Annotated in this window: 21 protein-coding genes and 2 pseudogenes; 8 read left to right on the top strand and 15 right to left on the bottom strand. The window is 69.8% G+C overall.

What is annotated here, in order from left to right:
- Nucleotides 1-416 precede the first annotated feature (416 nt).
- The 3 genes from ACFWVE_RS14715 to ACFWVE_RS14705 all read right to left on the bottom strand — a co-directional run bounded on the left by ACFWVE_RS14715 (nt 417) and on the right by ACFWVE_RS14705 (nt 3325).
- Nucleotides 417-1907, bottom strand: a complete 1491-nt coding sequence (locus tag ACFWVE_RS14715; protein WP_384013083.1) for a carboxylesterase/lipase family protein — start codon at nt 1905-1907, stop codon at nt 417-419.
- Nucleotides 1908-1928: 21 nt separating this feature from the next.
- Nucleotides 1929-2843 carry an MBL fold metallo-hydrolase gene (locus ACFWVE_RS14710; protein ID WP_384013080.1) on the bottom strand — a complete coding sequence of 305 codons (915 nt, stop codon included), beginning with the start codon at nt 2841-2843 and terminating at the stop codon, nt 1929-1931.
- 194 nt (nt 2844-3037) lie between these two features.
- Nucleotides 3038-3325 (bottom strand): aldo/keto reductase, encoded by a 288-nt coding sequence (locus tag ACFWVE_RS14705; protein ID WP_384013077.1) that lies wholly within the window; start codon nt 3323-3325, stop codon nt 3038-3040.
- 167 nt (nt 3326-3492) lie between these two features.
- Here ACFWVE_RS14705 and ACFWVE_RS14700 point away from each other — a divergent pair, with 167 nt between their 5' ends.
- The gene (locus ACFWVE_RS14700) at nt 3493-4368 is read left to right on the top strand and encodes a helix-turn-helix domain-containing protein (RefSeq protein ID WP_384013074.1); all 876 of its coding nucleotides are present in this window, start codon (nt 3493-3495) and stop codon (nt 4366-4368) included.
- A gap of 425 nt (nt 4369-4793) precedes the next feature.
- Here the strand turns inward: ACFWVE_RS14700 and ACFWVE_RS14695 are convergent, their stop codons facing one another.
- The 4 genes and pseudogenes from ACFWVE_RS14695 to ACFWVE_RS14680 all read right to left on the bottom strand — a co-directional run bounded on the left by ACFWVE_RS14695 (nt 4794) and on the right by ACFWVE_RS14680 (nt 6253).
- A complete protein-coding gene (locus ACFWVE_RS14695; RefSeq protein WP_384013191.1) occupies nt 4794-4982 on the bottom strand; it encodes a transposase in 189 nt (62 codons plus the stop codon).
- 137 nt (nt 4983-5119) lie between these two features.
- A pseudogene (locus tag ACFWVE_RS14690) lies at nt 5120-5269 on the bottom strand (DUF2267 domain-containing protein); the annotation flags it as partial.
- A 59-nt stretch (nt 5270-5328) separates the two neighbouring features.
- Entirely contained in the window at nt 5329-5724 is a 396-nt protein-coding gene (locus ACFWVE_RS14685) for a DUF2267 domain-containing protein (RefSeq protein ID WP_384013071.1), read from the bottom strand.
- Nucleotides 5725-5821: 97 nt separating this feature from the next.
- Nucleotides 5822-6253, bottom strand: a complete 432-nt coding sequence (locus ACFWVE_RS14680; protein WP_384013069.1) for an Hsp20/alpha crystallin family protein — start codon at nt 6251-6253, stop codon at nt 5822-5824.
- Between the two features lie 129 nt (nt 6254-6382).
- Between ACFWVE_RS14680 and ACFWVE_RS14675 the strand changes: the two genes are divergently transcribed.
- Nucleotides 6383-7033 (top strand): type III effector protein, encoded by a 651-nt coding sequence (locus ACFWVE_RS14675; protein WP_384013066.1) that lies wholly within the window; start codon nt 6383-6385, stop codon nt 7031-7033.
- A gap of 129 nt (nt 7034-7162) precedes the next feature.
- Complete coding sequence (htpG, locus tag ACFWVE_RS14670) at nt 7163-9082, top strand: molecular chaperone HtpG (protein ID WP_384013063.1); 1920 nt, start codon at nt 7163-7165, stop codon at nt 9080-9082.
- Nucleotides 9083-9705: 623 nt separating this feature from the next.
- Here htpG and ACFWVE_RS14665 read toward each other — a convergent pair.
- The 4 genes from ACFWVE_RS14665 to ACFWVE_RS14650 form a co-directional block, all read right to left on the bottom strand.
- Nucleotides 9706-11010, bottom strand: coding sequence for a YncE family protein (locus tag ACFWVE_RS14665; protein ID WP_384013060.1), 1305 nt, complete (start codon nt 11008-11010; stop codon nt 9706-9708).
- Nucleotides 11011-11064: 54 nt separating this feature from the next.
- Nucleotides 11065-11604 carry a DUF6183 family protein gene (locus ACFWVE_RS14660; RefSeq protein ID WP_384013057.1) on the bottom strand — a complete coding sequence of 180 codons (540 nt, stop codon included), beginning with the start codon at nt 11602-11604 and terminating at the stop codon, nt 11065-11067.
- 46 nt (nt 11605-11650) lie between these two features.
- Nucleotides 11651-11878, bottom strand: a complete 228-nt coding sequence (locus tag ACFWVE_RS14655; protein ID WP_384013054.1) for a hypothetical protein — start codon at nt 11876-11878, stop codon at nt 11651-11653.
- A gap of 162 nt (nt 11879-12040) precedes the next feature.
- Nucleotides 12041-12331 carry an Atu4866 domain-containing protein gene (locus ACFWVE_RS14650; protein ID WP_384013051.1) on the bottom strand — a complete coding sequence of 97 codons (291 nt, stop codon included), beginning with the start codon at nt 12329-12331 and terminating at the stop codon, nt 12041-12043.
- A 336-nt stretch (nt 12332-12667) separates the two neighbouring features.
- On the opposite strand from ACFWVE_RS14650, the gene ACFWVE_RS14645 reads away from it, so the two are divergent.
- A complete protein-coding gene (locus ACFWVE_RS14645) occupies nt 12668-13423 on the top strand; it encodes an Atu4866 domain-containing protein (RefSeq protein WP_384013048.1) in 756 nt (251 codons plus the stop codon).
- 355 nt (nt 13424-13778) lie between these two features.
- Here the strand turns inward: ACFWVE_RS14645 and ACFWVE_RS14640 are convergent, their stop codons facing one another.
- The 3 genes from ACFWVE_RS14640 to ACFWVE_RS14630 form a co-directional block, all read right to left on the bottom strand.
- On the bottom strand, nt 13779-13979 hold the full coding sequence (locus tag ACFWVE_RS14640; protein ID WP_384013045.1) for a hypothetical protein: 201 nt from the start codon (nt 13977-13979) through the stop codon (nt 13779-13781).
- Nucleotides 13980-14368: 389 nt separating this feature from the next.
- On the bottom strand, nt 14369-15436 hold the full coding sequence (locus tag ACFWVE_RS14635; RefSeq protein WP_384013042.1) for a methyltransferase: 1068 nt from the start codon (nt 15434-15436) through the stop codon (nt 14369-14371).
- 164 nt (nt 15437-15600) lie between these two features.
- Entirely contained in the window at nt 15601-16014 is a 414-nt protein-coding gene (locus tag ACFWVE_RS14630) for a nuclear transport factor 2 family protein (protein WP_384013039.1), read from the bottom strand.
- Between the two features lie 287 nt (nt 16015-16301).
- On the opposite strand from ACFWVE_RS14630, the gene ACFWVE_RS14625 reads away from it, so the two are divergent.
- From ACFWVE_RS14625 to ACFWVE_RS14615, 3 genes and pseudogenes are all read left to right on the top strand, one after another.
- Nucleotides 16302-17834, top strand: a complete 1533-nt coding sequence (locus ACFWVE_RS14625; RefSeq protein WP_384013036.1) for an HD domain-containing phosphohydrolase — start codon at nt 16302-16304, stop codon at nt 17832-17834.
- Nucleotides 17835-18054: 220 nt separating this feature from the next.
- A complete protein-coding gene (locus ACFWVE_RS14620) occupies nt 18055-18909 on the top strand; it encodes a helix-turn-helix transcriptional regulator (RefSeq protein ID WP_384013033.1) in 855 nt (284 codons plus the stop codon).
- A gap of 3 nt (nt 18910-18912) precedes the next feature.
- A pseudogene (locus tag ACFWVE_RS14615) lies at nt 18913-19488 on the top strand (hypothetical protein); the annotation flags it as partial.
- Nucleotides 19489-19846: 358 nt separating this feature from the next.
- On the opposite strand, the gene ACFWVE_RS14610 reads toward ACFWVE_RS14615, so the two are convergent.
- Nucleotides 19847-20572, bottom strand: coding sequence for a glycoside hydrolase family 11 protein (locus tag ACFWVE_RS14610; protein WP_384013030.1), 726 nt, complete (start codon nt 20570-20572; stop codon nt 19847-19849).
- Nucleotides 20573-20899: 327 nt separating this feature from the next.
- Here ACFWVE_RS14610 and ACFWVE_RS14605 point away from each other — a divergent pair, with 327 nt between their 5' ends.
- Nucleotides 20900-21127 (top strand): hypothetical protein, encoded by a 228-nt coding sequence (locus tag ACFWVE_RS14605; RefSeq protein ID WP_384013027.1) that lies wholly within the window; start codon nt 20900-20902, stop codon nt 21125-21127.
- The last annotated feature ends 742 nt before the right edge of the window (nt 21128-21869 follow it).

Raw genomic sequence — 21869 nt, 5'->3', positions numbered from 1 at the left:
GTCTCCTCCCACTCCACCGCCACGGCCGCACCGGACAGCCCGGCGCTCAGCCCGCCGCTGGGGTGGAACAGCCGGAACAGCGCATGGGGCAGGTCGGTTTCACCGCACAGCCGTCGTACTTCCTCCTGAAGTCGGCTCCGCTCGCCCCCCGAGCCCTGACGTACGGGCTCGGGTGACGGCCTCAGCATGATCGATGGGTATTCGGCGGATCCCGCACAGCTGGGCTCGCCCGCGCCCACACACGCCTCCCTGAATCTGACGGCCGCTCGGAACGAGCGTCATCCGTGCGTCAAGAAGGCACCGTGGCTGGGTGGCGCCGGCCCGCGAATCGCCCCCTGTCGCACGCGTCGCCGGGATCACGCCCATGGCCTTCGCACTCGTCCGGGGCGAGTGTGTCGGACCACGTGCGTGCCGGGTCAGGTCCATGCCTGTCGTTCCTGGCCGTGAGGGTCGTCGATCTGGGTCCAGTCGGCGTCGACACGCATGGTGGCCCGTCGCTCGGAGTCGTACGGATCCCAGCCGGGGTCACCGGTCGTGGCGAACCGGATCCATTTCTCGTGCACGCGAGGGGCAAGATCGGCGGGTGGCCTGTCGGGGCCGAGCAGGGCATGGGCGCCGTGCAACCGGGGCAGCCGGACGAGATCGAAGACGAAGGGCAGCTCCACCGCGTGGGTGGCACCGAGTTCTCCGTCCAGGGCGTGGGAGCGCCACGCGAACTCGTAGCTGTAGGTGGCGGCCCCGGTCCGGCAGGCGTGTGCGTCGGCCAGGGCCCGGCTGCCCGCGCCGAACAGGGCATCGCCCATGATGGCCGACCGCAGCTCACCGGAGGTCGCCCTTGGGCGGGTCCTTCGGTACGTATCCACGAGTCGGACCGGATCGGGATGGGCGCGTGCCGCGATGGCGTCGACGTCCGCACTGGTCGAGGTGGCGTAGGTGCCCGACGGGACCAGGTAGAGGTTGCCCTCCTCCGTGTTGGTCCCGATGAGCAGGTCGACGTCGGCGCCGAGGCCCGCGGCGACGGATTCGGCGGGCTGGGTGTCGAGGACCAGGCTGAAGGGGCTGAGCCCGATCAGCGGGTCGTGGTGCGTCGCCGTCCGCAGGTCCGTGCCGACGAGTGCGGAGGCCGCCTCGACCAGGCGATCGTCCGGGATCTCCGCGAACGCGTCGATGTGCGCCTCGATGCCCAGGAACCGGGCCGCCGCCCTGCTGACGCGGGCGGCCTGCTCGGTGGTGAACGCGCCCAGGCCGTTGCCGCTCTGGACGATCGCCCGGCGGAAGAGGCCCGCGGCCTCGGGAGCGACCAGGACACCGCCGACGACGGTCGCGCCCGCCGACTGACCGAAGAGAGTGACGTTGTGCGGGGCCCCGCCGAAGGCGGCGATGTTGTCCTGCACCCAGCGCAGCGCGGCCACGACGTCGAGCAGGCCGCGGTTGGCGGGCGCTCCGGGAAGGTCGAGGAACCCCCCAGCTCCGAGGCGGTAGTTGAGGGTGACGAGGACGACACCGTCGCGGGCGAAGGCGGAGCCGTCGTACAGCGCGGACCGCGTCGACCCCGCGACGAATCCACCGCCGTGGACGAACAGCATGACGGGCAGGTCACCGTCCGCGTCGGCGGGCGCCCAGACGTTGACCGTGAGGTAGTCCTCGCCACGACTCCACCCGGTTCCGAAGTAGGGGGACATGTCCACGGTGCCGAGCTCGCGCGCGGACTGCGGAGCGTTGGGCCCCGGCCTCGTGGCATCCCGTACGCCGTCCCACGGTTCGTGCGGCCGGGGCGCCGCGAACCGGCCGGCGCCGCGGGGCGGGGCGGCGTAGGGGATGTTCAGGAATGTGCTGATCGCGCCCTGCCGCAGGCCACGGACAGCCCCCTGCGTCAGGGTCACGACGGGGTCGTTACGGCGGTTCACAGAAGTGCCTTTCTCCGGGTCTCAGCTCTGTTCGGTGTACGGGGCGAAGGGGGCCCAGCCCTTGACTGCGAACTTGCCGCCGTCGCGCACCACCTGCGCGGCGCCGTGGCCGCCCAGGTGCGCGGGAATGACGAGGGCGTTGTTGTCCGCCGCCCAGCCCAGCACCTTGCGGCGGGTGGCGCGCGCCTGGGCGGGGTCTTCGCAGAAGCAGCTGTTGGAGTCCGGTTCGAGCATCTGCAGCGGGCTGTGCAACAGGTCGCCGACGAACACCGCGCGGTCCGTCCCGGAGGTGAGGGTCAGTACGGAGGAGCCGGGAGTGTGTCCGGGAGCGGCGTCCAGGCGGAGACCGGCGTCGATCCGGTGACTGTCCTCCCACAGCAGGGTCTGGCCGGCCTGGTGCACCGGCGTGACACTGTCCTCGAACACGTTCTGGTTGCCGCGGCCGAGTACGGTCTCGTGGCCGTTCTCCGGGTTCCAGAACGCGAAGTCGTCCTTCGGCATCAGGTAGGTGGCGTTGGGAAAGGTGGGAACCCAGGTACGCCCGTCGAGATACGTGTTCCAGCCGACGTGATCGATGTGCAGGTGTGTGTTGATCACGATGTCCACGTCCTCGGGGGTGACTCCCTCACGGGCGAGGTTGTCGAGGAAGCCGGTGTCCATCCGGCTCCACACAGGGGCGTACGGGCGCTCCTTGTGATTGCCCACGCCGGTGTCGACGAGGATGGTTCTGCCCTCGCTGCGCAGCAGCCAGGTCTGGATCGCCGAGTTGACGATCCGGGTGTCGTCGGCCAGGAAATCCGGGACCAGCATGGTGCGGTGTTCTTCCCATGCCTCGGCGGGGCTCTCCGGAAAGAAGGTCTCGGGAGTCATGTCCACGGGACCGAAATACTCCCGTACGCGGGTGAGCGTGATGTGGCCCAGGGTGATGGTGTTCACGGCGGCTGGTCTCCGATGCGTGGTCTCGTCAGGTGTCCGTCCGGCAGGACGGCTGTCGGTGGTGGGGAACGGGGCCGCTGGGGCAGCGTGGGCCCAGGTGCCGCGGGTGAATGGCTCCCGATGCCGGCGGTGCGGCGACGGCCGGTGGCCGCACCGCCGTGGGCCGACGGCCGGTGGCCGGCCGGGAGGACGCGTCAGGCCGTCACCGCGCGGTTCAGGGCCTCGATGTCGGCTTCGGCAAGGCGGACCAAGGAGGCGGCGACGTTCTCCTCCAGGTGGGCCACCTTCGAGGTGCCCGGGATCGGCAGCACGTTGGGAGCCGTGTGGAGCAACCAGGCCAGGGCCAGTTGCGCGGCACTGGCGCCGTACTCCTCGGCCGGGGCGTCCAGCGGGCCGCCCGGCGCCGCCAGCCGGCCGGTGGCGACGCGGAAGTTCCCGGAGGCCGCGGTGGTCGGATCGGCGGTGGCAGGTACCTCGGTCATGTGATGGTCCTCACGAGACGTGCCTGGCGACGGGGCGCGCCCTCGTCGCCACAGGTGAACGGTGCAGGAGCCATGTCAGCGGTATCGCGGCGGCCCAGCCAGACCGGGTTGTGCCTATCCCTGGGCGGGTCAGGTTCCCGGCCGACGGGGTCCACATACTGGATTCCATGAACGGACAGCGAGGACTCGGGAACTTCCTGCAGATCCGCCGGGCTCAACTGCGGCCCGAGGACGTCGGGCTGCCCGACTACGGAGACCGGCGCCGGGTGCCTGGCCTGCGACGTGAGGAACTGGCGCTGCTGGCCGGCGTGAGTGCCTCGTACTACACACGTCTGGAGCAGGGCCAGTCCGTGGGCGCCTCGCCGGAGATCCTCGACGCCATCGGCCGGGCACTGCACCTGGACGAGGCCGAACAGCGTCACCTGCACGACCTGGCGGACAGCGTGAAGCGGCGTGCGGTGCTCCACTGTCCGCCCGCCGAACACGTCGACTCGTCGATCCTCCACCTGCTGGAGGCGTTCGGTGACGTTCCCGCCCTCATCAGCGGGCGGCGCGGCGACGTCCTGGCCTGGAACCGGACGGGGCACGCGCTGTTCGCCTCCCACATCGACCCGGCCGGCCCGGCGGATGCCGCCAACCGTCCCAACCTGGCCCGGCTGGCCTTCCTCGACCCCCACACCCGCGCGCTCTACTCCGACTGGCCGAGCAAAGCGAGAGCAGTCGTCGAGAACCTGCGCATGACGGCCGGCCGGCACCCCGACGACGCGCTGCTCGCCTCACTCGTCGGCGAGTTGACCATGAAGAGCCCGGAGTTCGCATCCCTGTGGGCCGATCACCGGGTCAGCCCGTGCGACTCCGCCGTGTACGAGATGCGCCACCCGCTGGTCGGCCGTCTCACCGTGACGCAGCAGAGCCTGCGCCCGACGCAGGACGGGGAACGGCACATCGTGCTCACCTTCACCGAACCCGGCTCCCCGTCACAGGCCGCGCTCCGCCTGCTCGCCCAGGCCACCGCCCCGTCGCCCCCTACGTCCGGCGAATGACGTACGCAACGTCGTGCACTCACGGAATCAGGTCCGAGAGCCCCGCTTCGAAACCAGCGGTAATCAGAAGGCCAGCAGGCCAGGCACCCTTCTCGGCAGGCTCAGGAATAGCCACGCACTCCACGTGCGAGGGCATGGAAAAGACGTCGCACGCATTACAAACAGGCATAGTCGCAGGTAAGAGCAGGTTCGAAGCCGACCGAAACCGTCCCATGGCCACCTGGGGCGTCAAATCAGCGTCAGGAAAGCCGAAAGGTACTCAGCCTCGATCTTTCTTGACGGTCCGCCGACGGAGTCGGCGGACCGTTTCGCTTTCGGTGGCTGAGGGTGGGCAGGCCGACAGGCCGGTTGTCGCGTCGGGTGGGCGCCGGGTTCCACTGCTCCGGTGTGGTGGTGCAGATCGATGGGGTGGTCGGTGTGGCTGGTCAGCCGGGGCTTGGCAAGACATTGAGCCGGTCGATTGCCCGGGTGATCTCGTCGGTCCAGGGCCATCGGGCGGGCAGGCGGAGGCAGCGGCGGCGGTCCGTGCGAACGAGTTGGGCGGCGGCGGGGAAGAGGCGCGGGCGAAGGCGTTCGGGTTCCCAGCGGCGGGTTCGACCGGTCAGGGCGAGCATGGGCATCCATGCGAGCGCGACATCCAGCAGGACCTTGCCCGGGGTCGTGCACTGCCCACGGTTTGCGCCACGGCGCCGGTGCCGCCGATACCGCGGTGTCCAGGCCCACCTTGCGGACCGTCTCGGCCGGCAGCACTGCCCCGGCCCGCGAGGACCAGGCGGACAGCTTCGTCGGCCCGCTCACGGGTGGGGTGGGCGCCCTCGTGGCGGACCTTCTCCGGCATCTGCTCGTACGCCGTCGAGTACGGCTGCTGGTGCTCAAGCGGTACGCGCGCGTCGGAGATCACTGCGGCGAATGCCTTTCACGGAGCCATGGGGGCGCCGGGTACGGCACCCCCGGTCCTGGTCAGGTGGGCTGGGGGCGGCCGAAGAGAAGGTCGTAGCCGACGGGGAGCTGGAGCAGGATCTGCCCCATCAAGTCTTCGCCTGCCGTGTCGGCGACGGTGGACAGCACGGCGCTGACGTCCCAGGTCGCGGTCTGCTCGGTGGCGCCCTCGATCCACGCGGCGGTCGCGCGGACGAACCTCTCCGGGAGTAGCGGCTCGGCGCTCTGCAGCGGGTTGAGCAGGATCAGGGCGAAGCCCTCCGGCAGGCGTGCCGCGAGCTGGGCGCGGACCTCGCCGACCAGGTGTGCGCCGAGCAGGGCGAGCACCACGCGGGCCGCACGATCGGCTTCCTCCGCGGTGTCGTATTCGCCGCGTTGCTTCACGTGGTCGAGGAACGCTTCGTGTCGCAAGGTCATCGGCCGCCACCCCTTTTGTCGTCGGGCTGTCCACGGGGGTGCGGAGGGCGGGGAGGGGGAGATCAGGTGTCCGTCCTCCGCACCGGTCCGGCCGGTGTCAGCCGGAGATCTCCTTGCGGCCGGAGTCGACGCCGATGGAGATCTTGCGGGGCTTGGCGCGCTCGGCGATCGGAATGCGCAGGGTGAGCACACCGGCGTCGTAGTCGGCCTGGATGCGCTCGGTGTCCAGGGTGTCGGCGAGCACGATCTGGCGGGAGAAGACGCCCAGCGGCCGCTCGGACAGCTCCACCTTCACGTCGTCGGCCTTCGCCACCGGCCGCCGCTCGGCCTTGACGGTCAGCATGTTCCGTTCGACGTCGATGTCGATCGCGTCCGCGGTCACGCCGGGGATGTCGAAGGCCACCACATACTCGTCACCCTCGCGGTAAGCGTCCATCGGCATCACCGACGGCTTCGACCAGGTGCTCGGGCCCATCAGCTGCTGCGCCATCCGGTCCAGCTCACGGAAGGGGTCAGTGCGCATCAACATCGTGAAAACACCTCCAGTAGGTTCGAGCAGTTGCTGCTAACGCGCCGCACTGACACCGTTGTAACATGTCATCCAGTAGATGACAAACATGATGTCGTCGACCCGATGACCCGTCCGAGGGAGGTGCCCGTGACCGCAGCCGACCAGCCGTCCACGACCAGTACCGACGCCCACAGCCCGGCGTCCTTTCTCGCCGCCGCGGCGGCCCTTGCCGCCATAGACGACGCGCTGCGCGATGCCCAGCACGAGACTCCCGACGCCGCCGGGCCCGGTCCCGAGCAGGCGCTGGCCTCCCTGATGCTGCTGCGGCAGGTGCGCGAGCAGCTCGCCGGCTGGGAGACCGGCCTGATCGAAACCGCCCGCGACGCGGGCGCCAGCTGGGCCGACCTCGCCGGCCCCCTCGGCGTCGCCAGCCGCCAGGCCGCCGAACGCCGCTACCTGCGCGGCCGCCCCGGCACCGTCGGCACCACCGGCGAGCAGCGCGTGACGGCCACCCGCCAGGCCAGGGCCGCCGAACGCGCCGCCGCCACCTGGGCCCGTGCCCACGCCGCCGACCTGCGCCGCCTCGCCGGACAGATCACCGCGCTCACCCACCTCGGGCCCGAAGCGCGCTCAGCCCAGGCCGCCCTGCATGCCGCTCTCGGCGCCGCCGACGCCGCCGAGCTCATCGCGCCCCTGGCCGGCATGCGCCCCCACCTCGATGCCCGCCACACCGGCCTCGTCGAATCCCTGGACGCCCTCGAAGGCCGGCGCACGACGACAGCCGCTGACGATGACTGATTCCCACCACGCAGAGTCACATCATGCGGGTGCGGTACGGGCCGCCCCGAACCACGCCGACGGCGGGCAACGGCCCGTCTCGGCCCGAGTCCAAGTCCGTTCATGACGTTCCCACAGAAAGAGACCCCCATGGGCAGCAGTGTCGAAACGCTGGAATTTCAGGCCGAGACCCGCCAGTTGCTCCGACTGGTGATTCACTCGATCTACTCGAACAAGGACATCTTCCTGCGCGAGCTGATCTCGAACGCCTCCGACGCCTTGGACAAGCTGCGGCTGGAATCGCTGACCGACTCCAGCGTCGCCGAGATCGACGCCACCGACCTGCACATCTGGTTGGAGGTCGACAAGGACGCCCGCACATTGACCGTCCGTGACAACGGGATCGGCATGACCCGGGACGATCTCGTGGAGCTGATCGGCACGATCGCCAAGTCCGGCACCGCCGGCCTGCTGGAGAAGATCAAGGAGTCCAAGGACGCCGCCACCGCCGAGAGCCTGATCGGGCAGTTCGGCGTCGGCTTCTACTCGGCGTTCATGGTTGCCGACAAGGTCACCCTGCGCACCCGGCGGGCCGGCACCGACTCCGGCACCCAGTGGGAGTCCGACGGCGAGGGCACCTACGGCCTCCAGTCCGTCGACGGCCTGCCCGTGGGCACCTCGGTCACCCTGCACCTCAAGCCCGCCGACAGCGAGGACGGGCTCGCCGACTACCTGTCCGAGTCGAAGATCCGTCAGATCGTCAAGCAGTACTCGGACTTCATCCGCTGGCCGATCCGGATGGCCACCGAGCGCACCGACGCCGAGGGCGACACCACCCGCGACATCGACACGCTCAACTCGATGAAGGCGCTGTGGGCCCGGCCACGCAGCGAGGTGACCGAGGACGAGTACAACGAGTTCTACCAGCAGATCAGCCACGACTGGCTGCCCCCGGCCGAGACGATCCATATGCGCGCCGAAGGCACCTTCGAGTACGAGGCGCTGCTGTTCATCCCCTCGCAGGCACCCTTCGACCTGTTCTCCCGCGAGACCAAGCCCGGCGTGCAGCTGTACGTCAAGCGAGTGTTCATCATGGACGACTGCGAAGCGCTCATGCCCAACTACCTGCGCTTCGTCAAGGGTGTCGTGGACGCCCACGACCTGTCGCTGAACGTCTCCCGCGAGATCCTCCAGCACGACCGACAGATCCGCGGCGTACGCCGGCGCCTGGTCAAGAAGGTCCTCGGCGCCATCAAGGACATGCAGTCCAAGGACGTCGAGCGCTACGCGAAGGTGTGGGCGCAGTTCGGCCGGGCGCTGAAGGAAGGCCTGGTCGAGGACACGGACAACACCGAGGCCCTGCTGGAGCTGGTGTCGGCCGCCTCCACGCACGACCCGGAGAAGACCACCACGCTGCGCGAGTACGTCGAGCGCATGAAGGACGGCCAGGACACCATCTACTACCTGACCGGCGAGACCCGCGCGATGGTGGAGAACTCCCCGCACATGGAAGCCTTCGCCGCCAAGGGGTACGAGGTTCTGATCCTCACCGACCCCGTCGACGAGGTGTGGGTGGACCAGGTCCCGGCCTTCGACGGCCACCGTCTGCAGTCCATCGCCAAGGGCCAGGTCGATCTCGACGAGTCCGCCGACGGCGACCAGGAAACCGACGCCGAGAAGGCCCAGCGCGATCAGGACTTCGCAACCCTGCTGGCGTGGCTGACCACCACCCTGTCCGAGCAGGTCAAGCAGGTCCGCCTGTCGTCACGCCTGACGACCTCGGCGGCCTGCATCGTCGGCGACGCCCACGACGTGACGCCGACCCTGGAGAAGATGTACCGGGCGATGGGACAGCAGATACCCCCGGTCAAGCGGATCCTGGAACTCAACCCCGCACACCCACTGATCACCGCCCTGCGCACAGCACACGACGCAGGCGCCGACGACCCCGCACTGGCGGAGATCGCCGAACTGATATACGGCAGCGCGCTGCTCGCCGAAGGGGGCGACCTGCCCGACCCGGCCCGCTTCACCCGGCTGCTCACCGACCGCCTGACCCGCACTCTGTAACCACGGGTGCGGCCCGGCACAGCCGAAGCGCCCGGCCGCACCCACCCCGACCTCGCCACCCTCGCACTCCCCACGCATTCGTCTGCCCCGGCACCCCGTACGGGGTGCCGGGGCAGACGGATGCGTTCAGGCTGCCCATCTACCACACGGGGTGATGTCTTGGGCTGAAATGGGAGATCGCCTCACGTTCCGCCAGGTCACCCGGCACCGTCCCGCGCGGATCACGCCGACGAGGTGAGTGACGGTGAGAGCCGCTCCGTGAAGGGCATACCCCCGATCCGGTCCCGCCGGGACCCTCGACGGCACAGACCCGGCTCGAGTTGTTCCGCCGGCTTTGGTACTACAACCGACGCCGTCGCCCCTCCGCGCTCGGCTCACACCAGCCGCGTTCCGAACAACAACTGATCACGAACTGATCACGACACGTACGCTGTCACTCGTCCGCATGAAACCCGGTGCCCACCCCCGGGATCAGCCTCAGCCCGCAGCGTGCTTCGCAATCCGGGCTGGGAGTGGGGGGAGAACGCGCACCCGCCCATCCCGTCGGATCCGGTGCGGCGGGGGCGAGACCGGATCCGGCGGGTGCGGGTTGGAGCGGCGTGAGACTCGGGCTCCGAAGCGTCTCAGCCTGTGGTGGGGCCGGTCCAGTCCGTGGGGACGTGGCCGAGGCGGACCCGCTGCGGGTGGTCGCCGACGGGGATGGAGGTGACCTTCTTGCCGGTGGCAAAGTCGATCGCCGTCACCTGGTCGGTGCCGCTCTCGGACACCACGCAGTGCTTGCCGTCTCCGCTGACGGTGGCCCAGTACGGCTTGGAGGCGGTGACGAGCGGGCCCTCCTGAAGCGTCTCGCGGTTCACGACGGTGACGTAGTCGTCCATGGTCCCGGCGATGCAGAGCTTGTCGCCCCGGGGGCTCATGGACATGCCGTGGTGGCGGGAGTCGTTGACGTAGGTGGTGCGTTCGTCGCTGGTGTCCGGGTTCTTCGGCAGCGTCTTCACTCGGGTGATCTCGTCATTGTGCACGTCGTACTCGACGAAGCCGTTGAAGAAGGAGAGCTGGAAGTACATCTTCGACTCGTCGGGCGTGAAGGCGACGGGGCGCAGCGCGTCGGACAGGTCCTTGCGACCGAAGGCGTCGAGCCGCTCGCGCATGTCGATGATCTTTTTGACCTGGAAGGTCTTCGCGTCGGCGATGGTGATGCGGCGGTCGCCCTTGGTGAAGTCCTGCCAGGGCGCGTCCATGTCGGTGTTGACCTCGCCGATGGCCATGTTCCAGAGGTACTTGCCGCCGTCGGTGTACACGTTCTCGTGCGGCTTGTCGCCCGTCTTGAAGTTGCCCGCCTCCTTGCCCGTCGCCATGTCCAGGACGTGCACGGTGTTGGAGGTGGAGGAGGAGACGGCGACCTGAGTGCCGTCGGGGGAGACCGCCATGTGGTCGGAGCGGAAACCGGACACCGGGAAGCGCCAGTTGATTTTTCCGCTCCCCACGTCGATGGAGACCACGTCGGCGAAACTCGGCCGGGAGGCGACGACGGCGTTGCCGTCCTTCGTGGTGTACATGTCGTCGACGTACTGGTCGTGGCCCTCGCCCGGGCCGAGCCGGATACCGAGGAAGAAGGCGAGCTTGATGGGGTTGAGGTAGATCTCCCGCAGGCGTTCCTTCTTGTCGGGGATCATGTTGATCCGGCCGATTTTGGCGTAGTCGCCACGGGAGTTGATGACGTCGGCGGTGCCCTCCCAGTTGTTGCCGACGAAGAACACCTCCTTGAGCTCCTCCGAGGCGGCTTCCCGTGCCGGCTTCGGGGTCTCGCTCGCGCCGGCCGAGCCGGGGACGGTGGGCAGCGCGCCTGCGGTCAGTCCCGCGGCGACAAGGACGGCCGCGCCGAAGGGGCGCCGACGGCGACGACGACGGGTAGCGGAAAGCGTCATGGTGAACTCCAGAGGCAGGGGTGGGCGGCGCGCCGTCGGACAGGCCCGCATCTGTTACTGGGGGTAACGTAGCCAGGAGAGGGGAACTTGAACAGAGTCCGATCGAGATTCCTCGACGGGTGCGATCGAGCCTTCCCGACGGTTGACCACGGCGGGCCCGCCCGAGCCGCCTTGCGCACGATGGACGACCTCCGGTTGACGGTGCGGCATCCATCCCGTCCGCCCGCGCCGCAGCCGGCTCGGTCGGCGTCCCTCGGGGCGTCGGACTCGACGACAGGGCAGACGGGCGGCTTCGCGACCCCGCCGGCGGGCCCGGTCGGCGCCGGTTCTCCGGCGGGCATTCCGCATGTCGTCAGCGGGATCAGGCAGCTCCGCGCGCAGGACCTCGTGGTCGGCGTCGGTGTCGGTCGCCGCCAGCACCACGACCCGGGCCCGGGTGGGATCGAGTACGGCGAAAACCGCGTCCGACGTGTCGTGGCGGAACCAGTCCGTCAATGCCACGAAGCGCAGCCATCGGTAATCCGCGACGTGTCGCACCGCCTCCGGGAAGGGTGCGGTGGCGGGCAGCCTCTTCAGCTCGTGGAACCCAGGCATACAGCCGTGCGTCCGCGCCGTCCTGCCCCCGGCCGTTCACTCCCCCTCAGTACGGAGCCGGGAACAGTTCGTTGAGCACGTCGTCGGGTGTCGTCGCGCAGGCGATCGCGCTGCCCCGGCAGCTGCTTTCTCCGGCCAGGCAGTCCAAGGGCAGATCCTTGATGTGCGAAATGCCGAAATTCCCAGGGCCGAACGGGCTCTGCAGCGTGAGGAACCGCGCCTCGGACGCACCCCGTCCACCGGCTGTGACCGGCCAGGACATCGACGCGGACATGCTTGCCCGGCTCGAACGCGCCGTCCCCGATGCACGAAGCACCGGAGGATTCCGGGTCGTCGTGCAGGGCGACGAGAGCCTCGCGGTCGCTGTGCCCCGTCGGGCGGCGAACGTTCGCCGGTTTGGTGATGGCGGCTCAGGTCACCCGCAGCTGGATCTTGGTCATGGCCGGGCCCCCTGCCGGGCGCGTGGATCGCCCTCGCGGTGGAGCACGAGGTGCTCGTGGAAGAGAACGCCGTCGCGGACGTCGCCGGTGGCGGTGAAGCCGGTGTCGTCGACGTAGTCGAGGTGGCTGCCGGTGACGGTGTAGCGGCCGGTGTAGGCGCTCCGGCGGTTGCCCCGGGCCTCGTCGTAGCGGCCGTTCGGCAGCAGTTCCTGGCGGATGTAGCCGTCCGCGGTCACCCACATCCCGACGTACGGGTGTGCATCGCGGGGTGTGTCGTTGCTTGTCATGGCCCCACCCTCGGCCCTGCGGCGGGACGCAACCAGGCCGCCGCCCTCCCAGGTGAGGGCTTCCTGGGTGCCGCGCACCCACCGTCCACGGTGGTCATGATCACCGTCCCGCCCCCTGAGCAGGCCGTCCGGGACCGCTCCTCGCTCACCACCGCACCGGGCGGCACTCACCGTGGGTGCGGTGAACCTGGGGACATGGCGGCCTGGTTCCGACTCCGGAACGCGCCGAAGCTGATGGTGCAGCAGCCGTCCGGCGCCACCCATCCCCCGACGGCTCGCAGCAGCGCACTTCGCGCACCGTGCACACCGATGAACCGACCACCTGAGAAGTGAGCAATGAGCATCACCGACACGGACATCGCGGGCTGGAACTCCAAGGCCCTCGACGAGATCCTCTCGAACGACGCGGGACGTCCCGTCCTGTTCACCAACGCCCGCATCCTGACGATGGACCCGCTGATCGGGACCATGACCGGTGCCGACATCCTGTTCGTCGGCTCCCTGATCGTGGCGGTCGGCCCGTCCCTGTTCACCGCGGCGGAGGACGACAACGCCATCGTCGTCGACTCCACGGGCACGACCATCGTCCCCGCCGTCGTGGACACCGTCGCGCTGGCCGGCGGCCGCGGTAAGCGCTCGGAGCACGTCGCGACGCTGACCCCGGGCAACACCAGCGACCTGCTGGTGGTGCCCGACGAGCTCGCCGCCGACGTGCCGAGCGCCCTGGCCACGCTCATGTCCCGGCCGGAGCAGGTCCGCGCACTGGTCGCGGCCGGCCGGCCCGTACTGTGGGCCGGCCGCGACGCCCCCGGCCGGGCCACCGCCCCCGAGGTGGGCATCCCGGCCTCACCGGACCTGACCGGCAGCCCGCGGGTCGGCGTCTGGATCGACCAGGAGGACTTCCTGCACCAGGAGCTCACCGCCGACGGCCGCTACGACGAGACACGGGGCGGCCGGCCGCACGCCTATCAGGGCCGGTACTGGATCGACGGCGACCGGATCGACTACCTGGACGACCTCGGTTTCTGGGCCGTGGGGTACTTCCGCGGTGACGAACTGCACCACGTCGGCTACATCATGCACCTGGGCTGATTCCTCGCGCGGCCCCGGAATCATGTGCCGGGGCACGTTCCGCGCCCGGGCGTGCGGCACCGGGGAACGGCGGCACGGTCAGCCCCCAGCGGAGGGGCCGAGGCCACGATCCGCCTGGTGCCGCACGCGCCGCGACCGGCTGGGTCCCGAGTTCCACCGGTCCTCCCGAGTGCTCTCGGCACGTTTCCACGGTGGGCGCGCCCCATCGCCTCACCCGTACACCGTCGTGCGCCCGGTCCGGCTCACCGTAGGCCGCGTTCGCGGGCGCGTGGTCGGGGGCAGCGGCCCGCAGGTGGGGGCGCGCCGAGGGGCGGGCCGGCCCGGCCCGCCCCTCGGTGTGGGTCACCCCCGGACGTCAGGCCGGGTCGCCGCCCCGGTTGAGCCAGGCGTCCACCGCCCCGGTCTCGTCATCCACCTTCAAGTAGTCACCATCGAGGTCGGCGAAACGGATCTGCTCACGCAGGGGGTCGTGGAGACCGCCCTTGGCGATCTGTCCTCGCTCCACCCAGCCGGGCTTTCCGTCGCGGTCGCCGCCCCGGTTGAGCCAGGCGTCCACCGCCCCGCGCACAGGTGCCTTTGGCGTCGGGCACTCTTTCGCGGCGTCGTCGCTCTCGTCTCGCCGACCGGCCCCGGGCATGGTGGACCGGCCGGCGATGCTGGATCGAGCAGGACTGGACGGTGGTCCGGTGGCGAGCCGTTCGGCACGAAACCGGCAACGTTTCGGGCGAACTCTCCACCACTGCTACCGTCACGCCTGCCCCGCTCCGACCACTCCGGTGATGTTTTCAGCTGCCACAGCGAACAGACACCGGCCAAGGCGAAGCGAGCTGATGGGACGCGGGCCGGCCGCTGTCGTGAAGAAGCCGGGTCCGTGATCGTGTTCACGGTTCTCCCACACGGATGTGTCCACTGCTGCACGTACGTTGATTCTTCTGAGCACCAACCTCAGTGCTCTGAGCGAGGGTTGGGCGGCGCGAGCTCCAGGACGGAGACCAGGGACGCGGACGCCGTCGTTCTGGTCAGCGTCAGGCCGGCCCGTTCGAAGAGGTTCTCGAATTCGTCGAGACTGCGCTCGCGTCCGGTCGACAGGGCCATCATGTTGAGGTCCATCAGTGGCTCCAGGCCGGGTGTGCCCACCTCGTCCACGATGAGCTCCATCACCAGCACGCGTCCACCCGGCTCGAGCGCTTCGCGGCAGTTGCGCAGGATGCGCACGCAGGCATCGTCGTCCCAGTCGTGCAGGACGAACTTCAGCAGGTGCACGTCCCCGGACGGCACCTCCTCGAAGAAGTCGCCGCCGACGAAGGTGAACCGGTCCGTGACGCCCAGGCTCGACGCGGAGGCCTCCGCCTGGGCACCCACGTGCGGGAGGTCGAGGACCACCCCGGTCAGTCCGGGATGCCGCTGCATGAGTGTCTGGACGAGGTTGCCGCCGGCGCCGCCGACATCCACGACAACTTCGGCGCCCTTGAGCTCGATCACGTCCGCCAAATGGTGGGCAAGACCGCGCGTCATGGCGGTCATGGCACTGGTGAAGACCTCGGCTTCTCGGGGAACGGTGGCAAGCCAGTCGAAGAAGGAGGTGCCGAGGGCGGCTTCCGCCTGGGTGGTGCCGGTGCGGATCGCGTCCGACAGCCGTCCCCAGGGCAGCCAGTGCGACTCGGCCCCGCCCCACAGCGCCAGGCCCCGCAGGGAACCCGGGACGTCGGTGCGCAAGGTGTCCAGCAGGGACGTACTGACGAACCGTTTCCCGTCCGTCGACGCGGCGAGCCCGAGGGAAGCGCACGCCCGCAGGAACCGGAAGGTCGAGTCCGGGTCCAGTGACTCCGCCGCGGCCACTTCCGCAGGCGTGGCACCGCCGGCGTACAGGTGATCGGCGATGTGCAGTTCGGCTGCGGTCCGCACTACTTGGGTCACCCAGTACCCGGTCATCATTTGGAGCATGCGCCCCGTGTCGTTCCCGGGCGGTTCGGCGGAACCCGCCGCGACGAAATCATGCTCGAACAAAGTCATGTGCTGCGTCTTTCGATTCAGAGATGGGCCGGAGCCTGGGACGTTCGACCGGATCGCCCCCGAAGGGGCGGGTGCCTGCCCCGCGTCGCGGTTCCACGAGTACTGCGCTGTGCGTGCGGCAACGGGCTTCGCGTGGCTCTGCTCGGCTGCCGGAGAAAACCGGTTCACATCGCGGCGACCATGGTGTGGGTGTCGAGGACGGTCTCGAAGTGCACGGGGACACCGTCCCGCAGTCGCCACACGTGCACGAAGCGTGTCCTCATGGGCTTCCCGGTCGCCAGGTTTCTGCCGCTGTAGTAGCCGAGTGCGATGACACGGCCCCCGGCCTCCATGATCTCCGCAGGGGCGACGGTGAAGTCCTGCCACTCGGTGACGAAACGGGAGAACACGTTCCTGAGCACCTCCTCGGGTCCCCGGTAGGTGCCTCCGTAGTGCAGACCCGGCGGAACGACCCATTCGATCCGCTCGTCGAGTCCCGCGAGCAGCGCGGTGACGTCACCCTGGGCGAGCGAGCTGTACAACGCTTCCACCACCGCGCTCCCTGTGGCGGTGTGTTCGTCGTGCTGGTGCGTGGTCATGCGGAACCTCCGTGCTGTGTCGAGGGGCGGCAGGCGCGCCCCGGCAGCCCGCCGCCGGGGCGCGGAACACGGTTCCGAGCGCTGCGGCCGAGCCCGCGCCCGCCTCCGCCAGATCCTCCTCGTAAAGCGACCGACGGACATCGGCTGTTCGACCTATGCCGCTGGTCTACCTGCCGTGGGAGGCGTGTTCGCTCTCCTCGCCTCGCGGCTGCCGGTGCGCGTCCTGTGCGTGAGGAGCGCGGGCGGACGGGGCCGGGGCGCCGAGGAGGGGCAGTTACGCTTGATCGGTGGAAGAGGTTCGGTTGGCCGAGGTGCTGGCGGCGTTGTCCCTGACGACCGACTTGGCCGCAGGCATGACCTTCGAAAAAGGGCTGCGCACCTGCGTCGTCGCCACGGTGTTCGCCCGCGACGTCCTCGCGGGCGACCGGGAGACCTGCCGGGCGGTCTACGAGACGGCACTGCTGCGCTCGGTCGGCTGCACGTCGTTCGCTCCCGAACTCGCGGCGGTCTTCGGCGACGAAGTGGCGTTCCAGAGCGCGCTGAAGTACCTCGACCCGAGTGACGAGGTGCCGCTGGCAGAGCAGTTGCTCCGGCTCGGTGGCTGGACGCACGAGACGGCCCAGCGGTTGACGGACACGCTGACCGAGGTGCTGCCCACGCTCGGGGTGGAGGCCATGCGCAACGGCTGCGAGGCCGGCCAGGCGCTCGGTTCGGGTCTCGGTGTGCTGCCGCAGACCCTCACGGCGCTGAACGACGTGTACGAACGATGGGACGGGCAGGGAATCCCCCACGGAGCCGCGGGCGAGCACCTTTCCTTCGCCGCTCGCGTCGTCCAGGTGGCCGAACAGGCTGTCCTGGCCCATGCGAAGGGCGGCGAGCCGGCCGCCGTCTCGCAGGTGGTCGGGCGTGCCGGCGGCCACCTCGATCCCGCACTGGCGCGTGCGTTCGCAGCCGATGCCACGGTGGTGCTCGCCTCACTTCGTGAACCCGATGCCGTCGCCTCCGCGGTGACCGCCGAACCGCCGCCGTACGTCATGGTGCCCGCCGAGGAGGTCTCCAGCCTGTGCGCGGTTCTCGGCAGGTTCGTGGACCTCAAAGGCAAGTGGCTGGTCGGACACAGCGAGCACGTCGCGCGGCTGGCGGAGAGCGCCGGCCGGCTGGGAGGTCTCGCCCTCGACGAGGTGACCCGGCTGCGGTGCGCGGCCTTGTTGCACGACCTGGGGCGGGCCGGGATCTCCGCAGACGTCTGGGACCGGCCCGGGCCGTTGAGCACCGCCGACATGGAGCGGGTGCGGATGCACACGTACTGGACCCAGCGCGTACTGGAACGCGTGCCCGCGCTCGCTCCGCTGGCACCGATCGCCGCCGCGCACCACGAGCGCCTCGACGGCAGCGGCTACCACCGCGGGGACTCCGGGGCCCGTACCTCTCCCGCGGCCCGCATTCTCGCCGCCGCCGACGTGTTCGCCGCACTGACCGAGCCGCGGGCGCACCGGGACGCCTTCACCGCCGACGAGGCCGCAGGACACCTGACGCGGGAGGCGGACTCCGGCACCCTGGACCGCACCGCCTGCGACCTCGTGCTCCGGGCGGCGGGCGGACGGCCGTCCCGGCCCGGCCGGCCGGCCGGGCTCACGGCGCGGGAGATCGAAGTACTGCGACTGGCCGCCCGCGGCCTGACCAACCATCAGATAGGCGCCGAGCTGTCCATATCGAGCCGCACCGTGGGCCATCACCTCGGGCACATCTACGACAAGACCGGGCGACGGACCCGGGCCGGCGTGGCTGTCTTCGCCATGGAGCAGCAGCTCCTGCCCTGACCGTCGCTCGGCCTCCGCCGTCGTGGACGTCGGCGGCTGAGACGCCGACGAGAAGGGACAGTCCGTTCGCGTCCGCCAGGGTGCACATCCTGGACCCCGGCCGGCCCCGGTCCACGGGGCTCGGGCACCCTCGACGGGATGAGAGACGGCGGCGGACCACGTCCGTCCTGGGGGCGTTGGGACCAGGCTCCCAGCCGCTCGGGAGCCTAGCCTGAGCGACATGACAACGAAACTGGGCGACTACCTGCGGAGCCGGCGTGCGCAGGTGACGCCGACCGACGTCGGTCTGCCCCGGGACGGGCGGCGACGCGTTCCAGGCTTGCGCCGCGAAGAGGTCGCGATGCTGGCCCGCATCAGCGTCGACTACTACCTGCGACTGGAGCAGGGCCGTGAGCGGCGCCCGTCGCCGCAGGTCCTGGATGCCCTGAGTGACGCGCTGCTGCTGGACGACGACGGCCGGCTGCACCTGCACCGCATCGCGGGCACTTCCCCGCTCCCGCGCCACGAGGGCAGCATCGAGCGAGCCGACCCCCAGCTGCTGACACTGGCCGAACTGTGGGACCGCACGCCGGTTCTGCTCCTGGGACGGGCCTACGACGTTCTGGCCACGAACACGCTGGGGCGGGCTGTCTTCCCCCACCTCCAACCCGGCGCGAACGTGCTGCTCGCGATGTTCCTCGACCCGTCGGTCCGCTCCTTCCACGCGGACTGGGAGAAGGCCGCGGCCAACGCGGTCGCGGGATTCCGCTTCCTGGAGGGCGCCCGGCCGAACGACCCGCGGATCCACGAGGTACTGCAGACGGCCTCGAAGAGCAGCCGCGAGTTCACCGGCCTCTGGCAGAGGCGAGACGCACGGGGCAAGAGCGACGCCGTGAAGGTCCTGCTGCATCCCGATGTCGGTGAGCTCACCTTGCGCATGCAGACCTTCGACGTACGCTCCGCCCCTGGGCAGCAGCTGATCGTCTACCACGCCCAGGAGGGCACCCGGACCGCGGACGCGCTCCGCCTGCTCGGCTCGCTGGCGGCGACCACCCACCCCGGACACCAGGACGACTCGCCGAGGCAGGTCACGTGAGGGCCCGCTCCTGCAGCCCCGGCTCCGTCCGCCGAGAAAAGTCCGGCGAAGACCGCGAGCGTTCATGGAAAAGCACGCATTTCCTACATCGAGTCGATCGACCACGACATCCGCTTCACCATCCACGCCGAACAGACACCGTTCACCCGCCCGTTGCCGCCCAGTGCCCCCTCGGGTCTGCCCACAGATGCCCGGGGCACGCTGAAGATCTCCCACACTCTCCCTGACGGAGACGCGGGGTGGGCGGAGGCCAAAGTGGACTGCCTGGTCACCAGTGGCCGGACGGCAACCCTGACCGCGGTCGTGACAAAGTCGAACGTCGAGGAGACCGGCGCCCGCCTCGGCATCAGCGTCCAGCAGGGCGCCAGGGGCGAGCCGGACCGGCTCGGCTTCTCCTGGGGCGTGGTGAACTTCGACCCCGAGCTCATCGACGAGAACGGCCGGCACCTCAGGCCGCAGGCCGGTACGTGCATGGCCCCCGCACCGTTCACGACCGTGATCAAGGGCGGCTTCAAGGTGGTCCACGCCGAGATCGCGAAGGCACCCGCACCGCCGGAAGCGGCAAGCCGCCGTGCCTGACGCCCTGGCTGCCGGAACGCCCGCACGGGCCGCACCGCCGGTCCCACGTTCCGTGCGCCTGGCGGCGCACGCCGCCGCACTGACCTTGGTGCCGTCCGGCCCGACGACCGCACCAGCTCGATCGCGTCCCGCTTGTACTCCTCCGAGTACCGCTTCGTGTACTTGCCTCCCACCTGGCACAGCTTCCTCTGGGCGCTCACGCCCCAGTCTCCAGGTGTCCACGATCAAGGGGAAGCTTCACCGGTCGACCTCCCCCAGCCTTCGGCCGGGGGCGCCCCCACCGCGGTGGCGAGTTCGCCACGGCTGCGGGATCCGCCACGGGGACGGAGCCCGCAGCCGGTTGTTCGCCGGACAGAGGTCAGCCGCTGACCGTGATGTTCGAGCTTCCGCTGCTCCGGTAGCCCTCGGTAGCCATGATCATGTAGTACCTGAACTGGCCCATGTTCATGCCCGCGCGTGCCCAGGCGTCGAAGTGGTTGCCGGTGGTGATGGTGCCGGAGCCGCTGGTGACCTTCGACTGCCGGACGCTCCAGTACTGGTCGAAGGTGCGGGTGCCCTCGACGGAGGGGGCGTTGTACCGCGTCGTCTTGTAGATGTCGTACGTGCCTCCGTCGCTGTGGACGGTGCCCCTGTACTCGCCGGTGGGCCGGTAGTTGCCCCAGTTGTCGACGATGTAGTACTCCACCAGCGGGTTCGACGTCCAGCCGTAGAGGCAGCCGTAGCCGTTGCCCGACGGGTTGAAGTAGCCGGTGTAGCGGACCGTCCTGCGCCCGCCGGTGTTCCAGCCCTTGCCGGCGACGAAGTTGCCGCAGTTGGTCCACCGGGTGCTGTAGCTGCCGCCGCCGTTGAGCGTCATGGAGACGGAGCCGCCGCCGTCGGTCCAGAACGAGTAGTACATGCCGTCGTAGCCGGTCTGGTTGGTGGTGATGGTGGTGGCGGCGTGGGCGGTGCCGGGCAGCAGCAGTCCGGACGCGGTGGCGAGCGCGACGGTGCCGGCGCCGCCGAGGAAGCCTCGTCGGCTCAAGCCGCTGGAGGGAGCGGGGTTCTGCTGAATCTGGTCCTGCTGCGTGCCGTCCTGTTGCATGCGTCCTCCCGATGAAGGCTGGTGGGGGCAGGCGGCTTCTGCTGCCTGCGGCCTTGCATGGAACACGGCGGGGGTCACCCGTCGTCGTGCCGCAACGACCGACCGCCATCCCCGGCCACATGACGTGAGGGGAACGACGGTCTCCTGTCGTTCGGTGGCCACAGTTTTCGTAAAGCGCAATGACCCTGTCAACACTTTCGACGGTCTTTCGGAAACATTTCCTTAACCAGAAGAGGTCATGTCGAGTGCATCTTTGCTGTTCAGGCTACTTCTCACGCGAATCACCGTGCGGGATGGAATGAGACAGGGAAGGGATGCAACGCAAGGATGTACGCAACGTTCGAAAGTTTCGAACGGGAGTGGACGCGACTGCGGCGGCCCCATCGGGAACGACTGAGCGCGAACGGCCCGACCCGGGTCACCGCGTACGACGCGGCGAAATCCGCGACCGTCGTCTACGTCGAGGTGCGGTGCCGCGCGCGGACCCTCGAATCCGTCAGCCTCGCCCTGACGGACGCCTCGGCTCTCTCGACCGCGGGGCGGCGACCGGGATGAGCGAGCACACCGTCCGTCGCCGGCTTCAGCGGATGGCGGGACGGTGCCATCACCTTCCGCTGCGACCTGGCCCACCCCCTCGCGGGGCTCTCGACGCGTGTTCCACCGCACGGTGGTCCCCCGCACCCATCTCGCGGCACGGGCAACGCGCCGGCCCGGAGGGAGGAGGTCCGCCCCGCCGTGTCCGTCAGCGGCTCCGACAACCTGCTCGTGGTGGTCCGGCTCCGCGGCCTGCACGCCGTCGACGCCTTCGAAGCACAGCTCGCGGAACGCTTCCCGCATCCGAAGGTCAGCGACGGCACCGCCTTCGTCCACTCCCGCGAACGCTTGGACCGGCTTTCCGTCACCACCGGCCGCGTCACCGGACACGCCCCCCTTCTCCCTGTCGCAGGTCCGACCTCGTTTCACCGCGTCCGGGCAGCATCCCACCAGCCTTCGCCGCACCGCCGCCGGTCTCCGCGATGGCCGCTTCTGCGGAGGCCTGGTTGATGCCGGGGGTGATGTCGAGCACGTTGCGGCGCGGCCACGGCCACGGCCACGGCAGGGCGGGCGGGTGAGGTCCCCCCGGGATGCGGGGAGTGGTGACATCACCAAGCCAGGATGTGGTCGACGGTGGAGGCCGGCGGTGGGTGAGACGGGTGATCAGGCAGGGTCCCTTGCATGATCGAGATCTGTCCGGATTCATCCGGTGAGGCCGAGGGCGGTCAGGGGCCTGTGGCAGTCGCGGGCGGCATGGCGTAGG

It is taken from the genome of Streptomyces sp. NPDC058632 (assembly GCF_042717095.1).
Lineage (GTDB): Bacteria > Actinomycetota > Actinomycetes > Streptomycetales > Streptomycetaceae > Streptomyces.
The sequence above is the reverse complement of the archived record's forward strand: the minus strand, read 5'-3'. Positions and strand labels throughout refer to the sequence as shown.

What these genes read in the sequence shown, in the direction of transcription:
- ACFWVE_RS14605 (WP_384013027.1), top strand. Translation starts at nt 20,900, where the DNA reads ATGTACGCAACGTTCGAAAGTTTCGAACGGGAGTGGACGCGACTGCGG.
- ACFWVE_RS14630 (WP_384013039.1), bottom strand. Translation starts at nt 16,014, where the DNA reads ATGACCACGCACCAGCACGACGAACACACCGCCACAGGGAGCGCGGTG.
- ACFWVE_RS14610 (WP_384013030.1), bottom strand. Translation starts at nt 20,572, where the DNA reads ATGCAACAGGACGGCACGCAGCAGGACCAGATTCAGCAGAACCCCGCT.
- ACFWVE_RS14680 (WP_384013069.1), bottom strand. Translation starts at nt 6,253, where the DNA reads ATGTTGATGCGCACTGACCCCTTCCGTGAGCTGGACCGGATGGCGCAG.
- ACFWVE_RS14620 (WP_384013033.1), top strand. Translation starts at nt 18,055, where the DNA reads ATGACAACGAAACTGGGCGACTACCTGCGGAGCCGGCGTGCGCAGGTG.
- ACFWVE_RS14665 (WP_384013060.1), bottom strand. Translation starts at nt 11,010, where the DNA reads ATGACGCTTTCCGCTACCCGTCGTCGTCGCCGTCGGCGCCCCTTCGGC.
- ACFWVE_RS14655 (WP_384013054.1), bottom strand. Translation starts at nt 11,878, where the DNA reads ATGTCCGCGTCGATGTCCTGGCCGGTCACAGCCGGTGGACGGGGTGCG.
- ACFWVE_RS14635 (WP_384013042.1), bottom strand. Translation starts at nt 15,436, where the DNA reads ATGACTTTGTTCGAGCATGATTTCGTCGCGGCGGGTTCCGCCGAACCG.
- ACFWVE_RS14650 (WP_384013051.1), bottom strand. Translation starts at nt 12,331, where the DNA reads ATGACAAGCAACGACACACCCCGCGATGCACACCCGTACGTCGGGATG.
- ACFWVE_RS14645 (WP_384013048.1), top strand. Translation starts at nt 12,668, where the DNA reads ATGAGCATCACCGACACGGACATCGCGGGCTGGAACTCCAAGGCCCTC.
- ACFWVE_RS14685 (WP_384013071.1), bottom strand. Translation starts at nt 5,724, where the DNA reads ATGACCTTGCGACACGAAGCGTTCCTCGACCACGTGAAGCAACGCGGC.
- ACFWVE_RS14700 (WP_384013074.1), top strand. Translation starts at nt 3,493, where the DNA reads ATGAACGGACAGCGAGGACTCGGGAACTTCCTGCAGATCCGCCGGGCT.
- ACFWVE_RS14660 (WP_384013057.1), bottom strand. Translation starts at nt 11,604, where the DNA reads ATGCCTGGGTTCCACGAGCTGAAGAGGCTGCCCGCCACCGCACCCTTC.
- ACFWVE_RS14695 (WP_384013191.1), bottom strand. Translation starts at nt 4,982, where the DNA reads ATGCTCGCCCTGACCGGTCGAACCCGCCGCTGGGAACCCGAACGCCTT.
- htpG (WP_384013063.1), top strand. Translation starts at nt 7,163, where the DNA reads ATGGGCAGCAGTGTCGAAACGCTGGAATTTCAGGCCGAGACCCGCCAG.
- ACFWVE_RS14705 (WP_384013077.1), bottom strand. Translation starts at nt 3,325, where the DNA reads ATGACCGAGGTACCTGCCACCGCCGATCCGACCACCGCGGCCTCCGGG.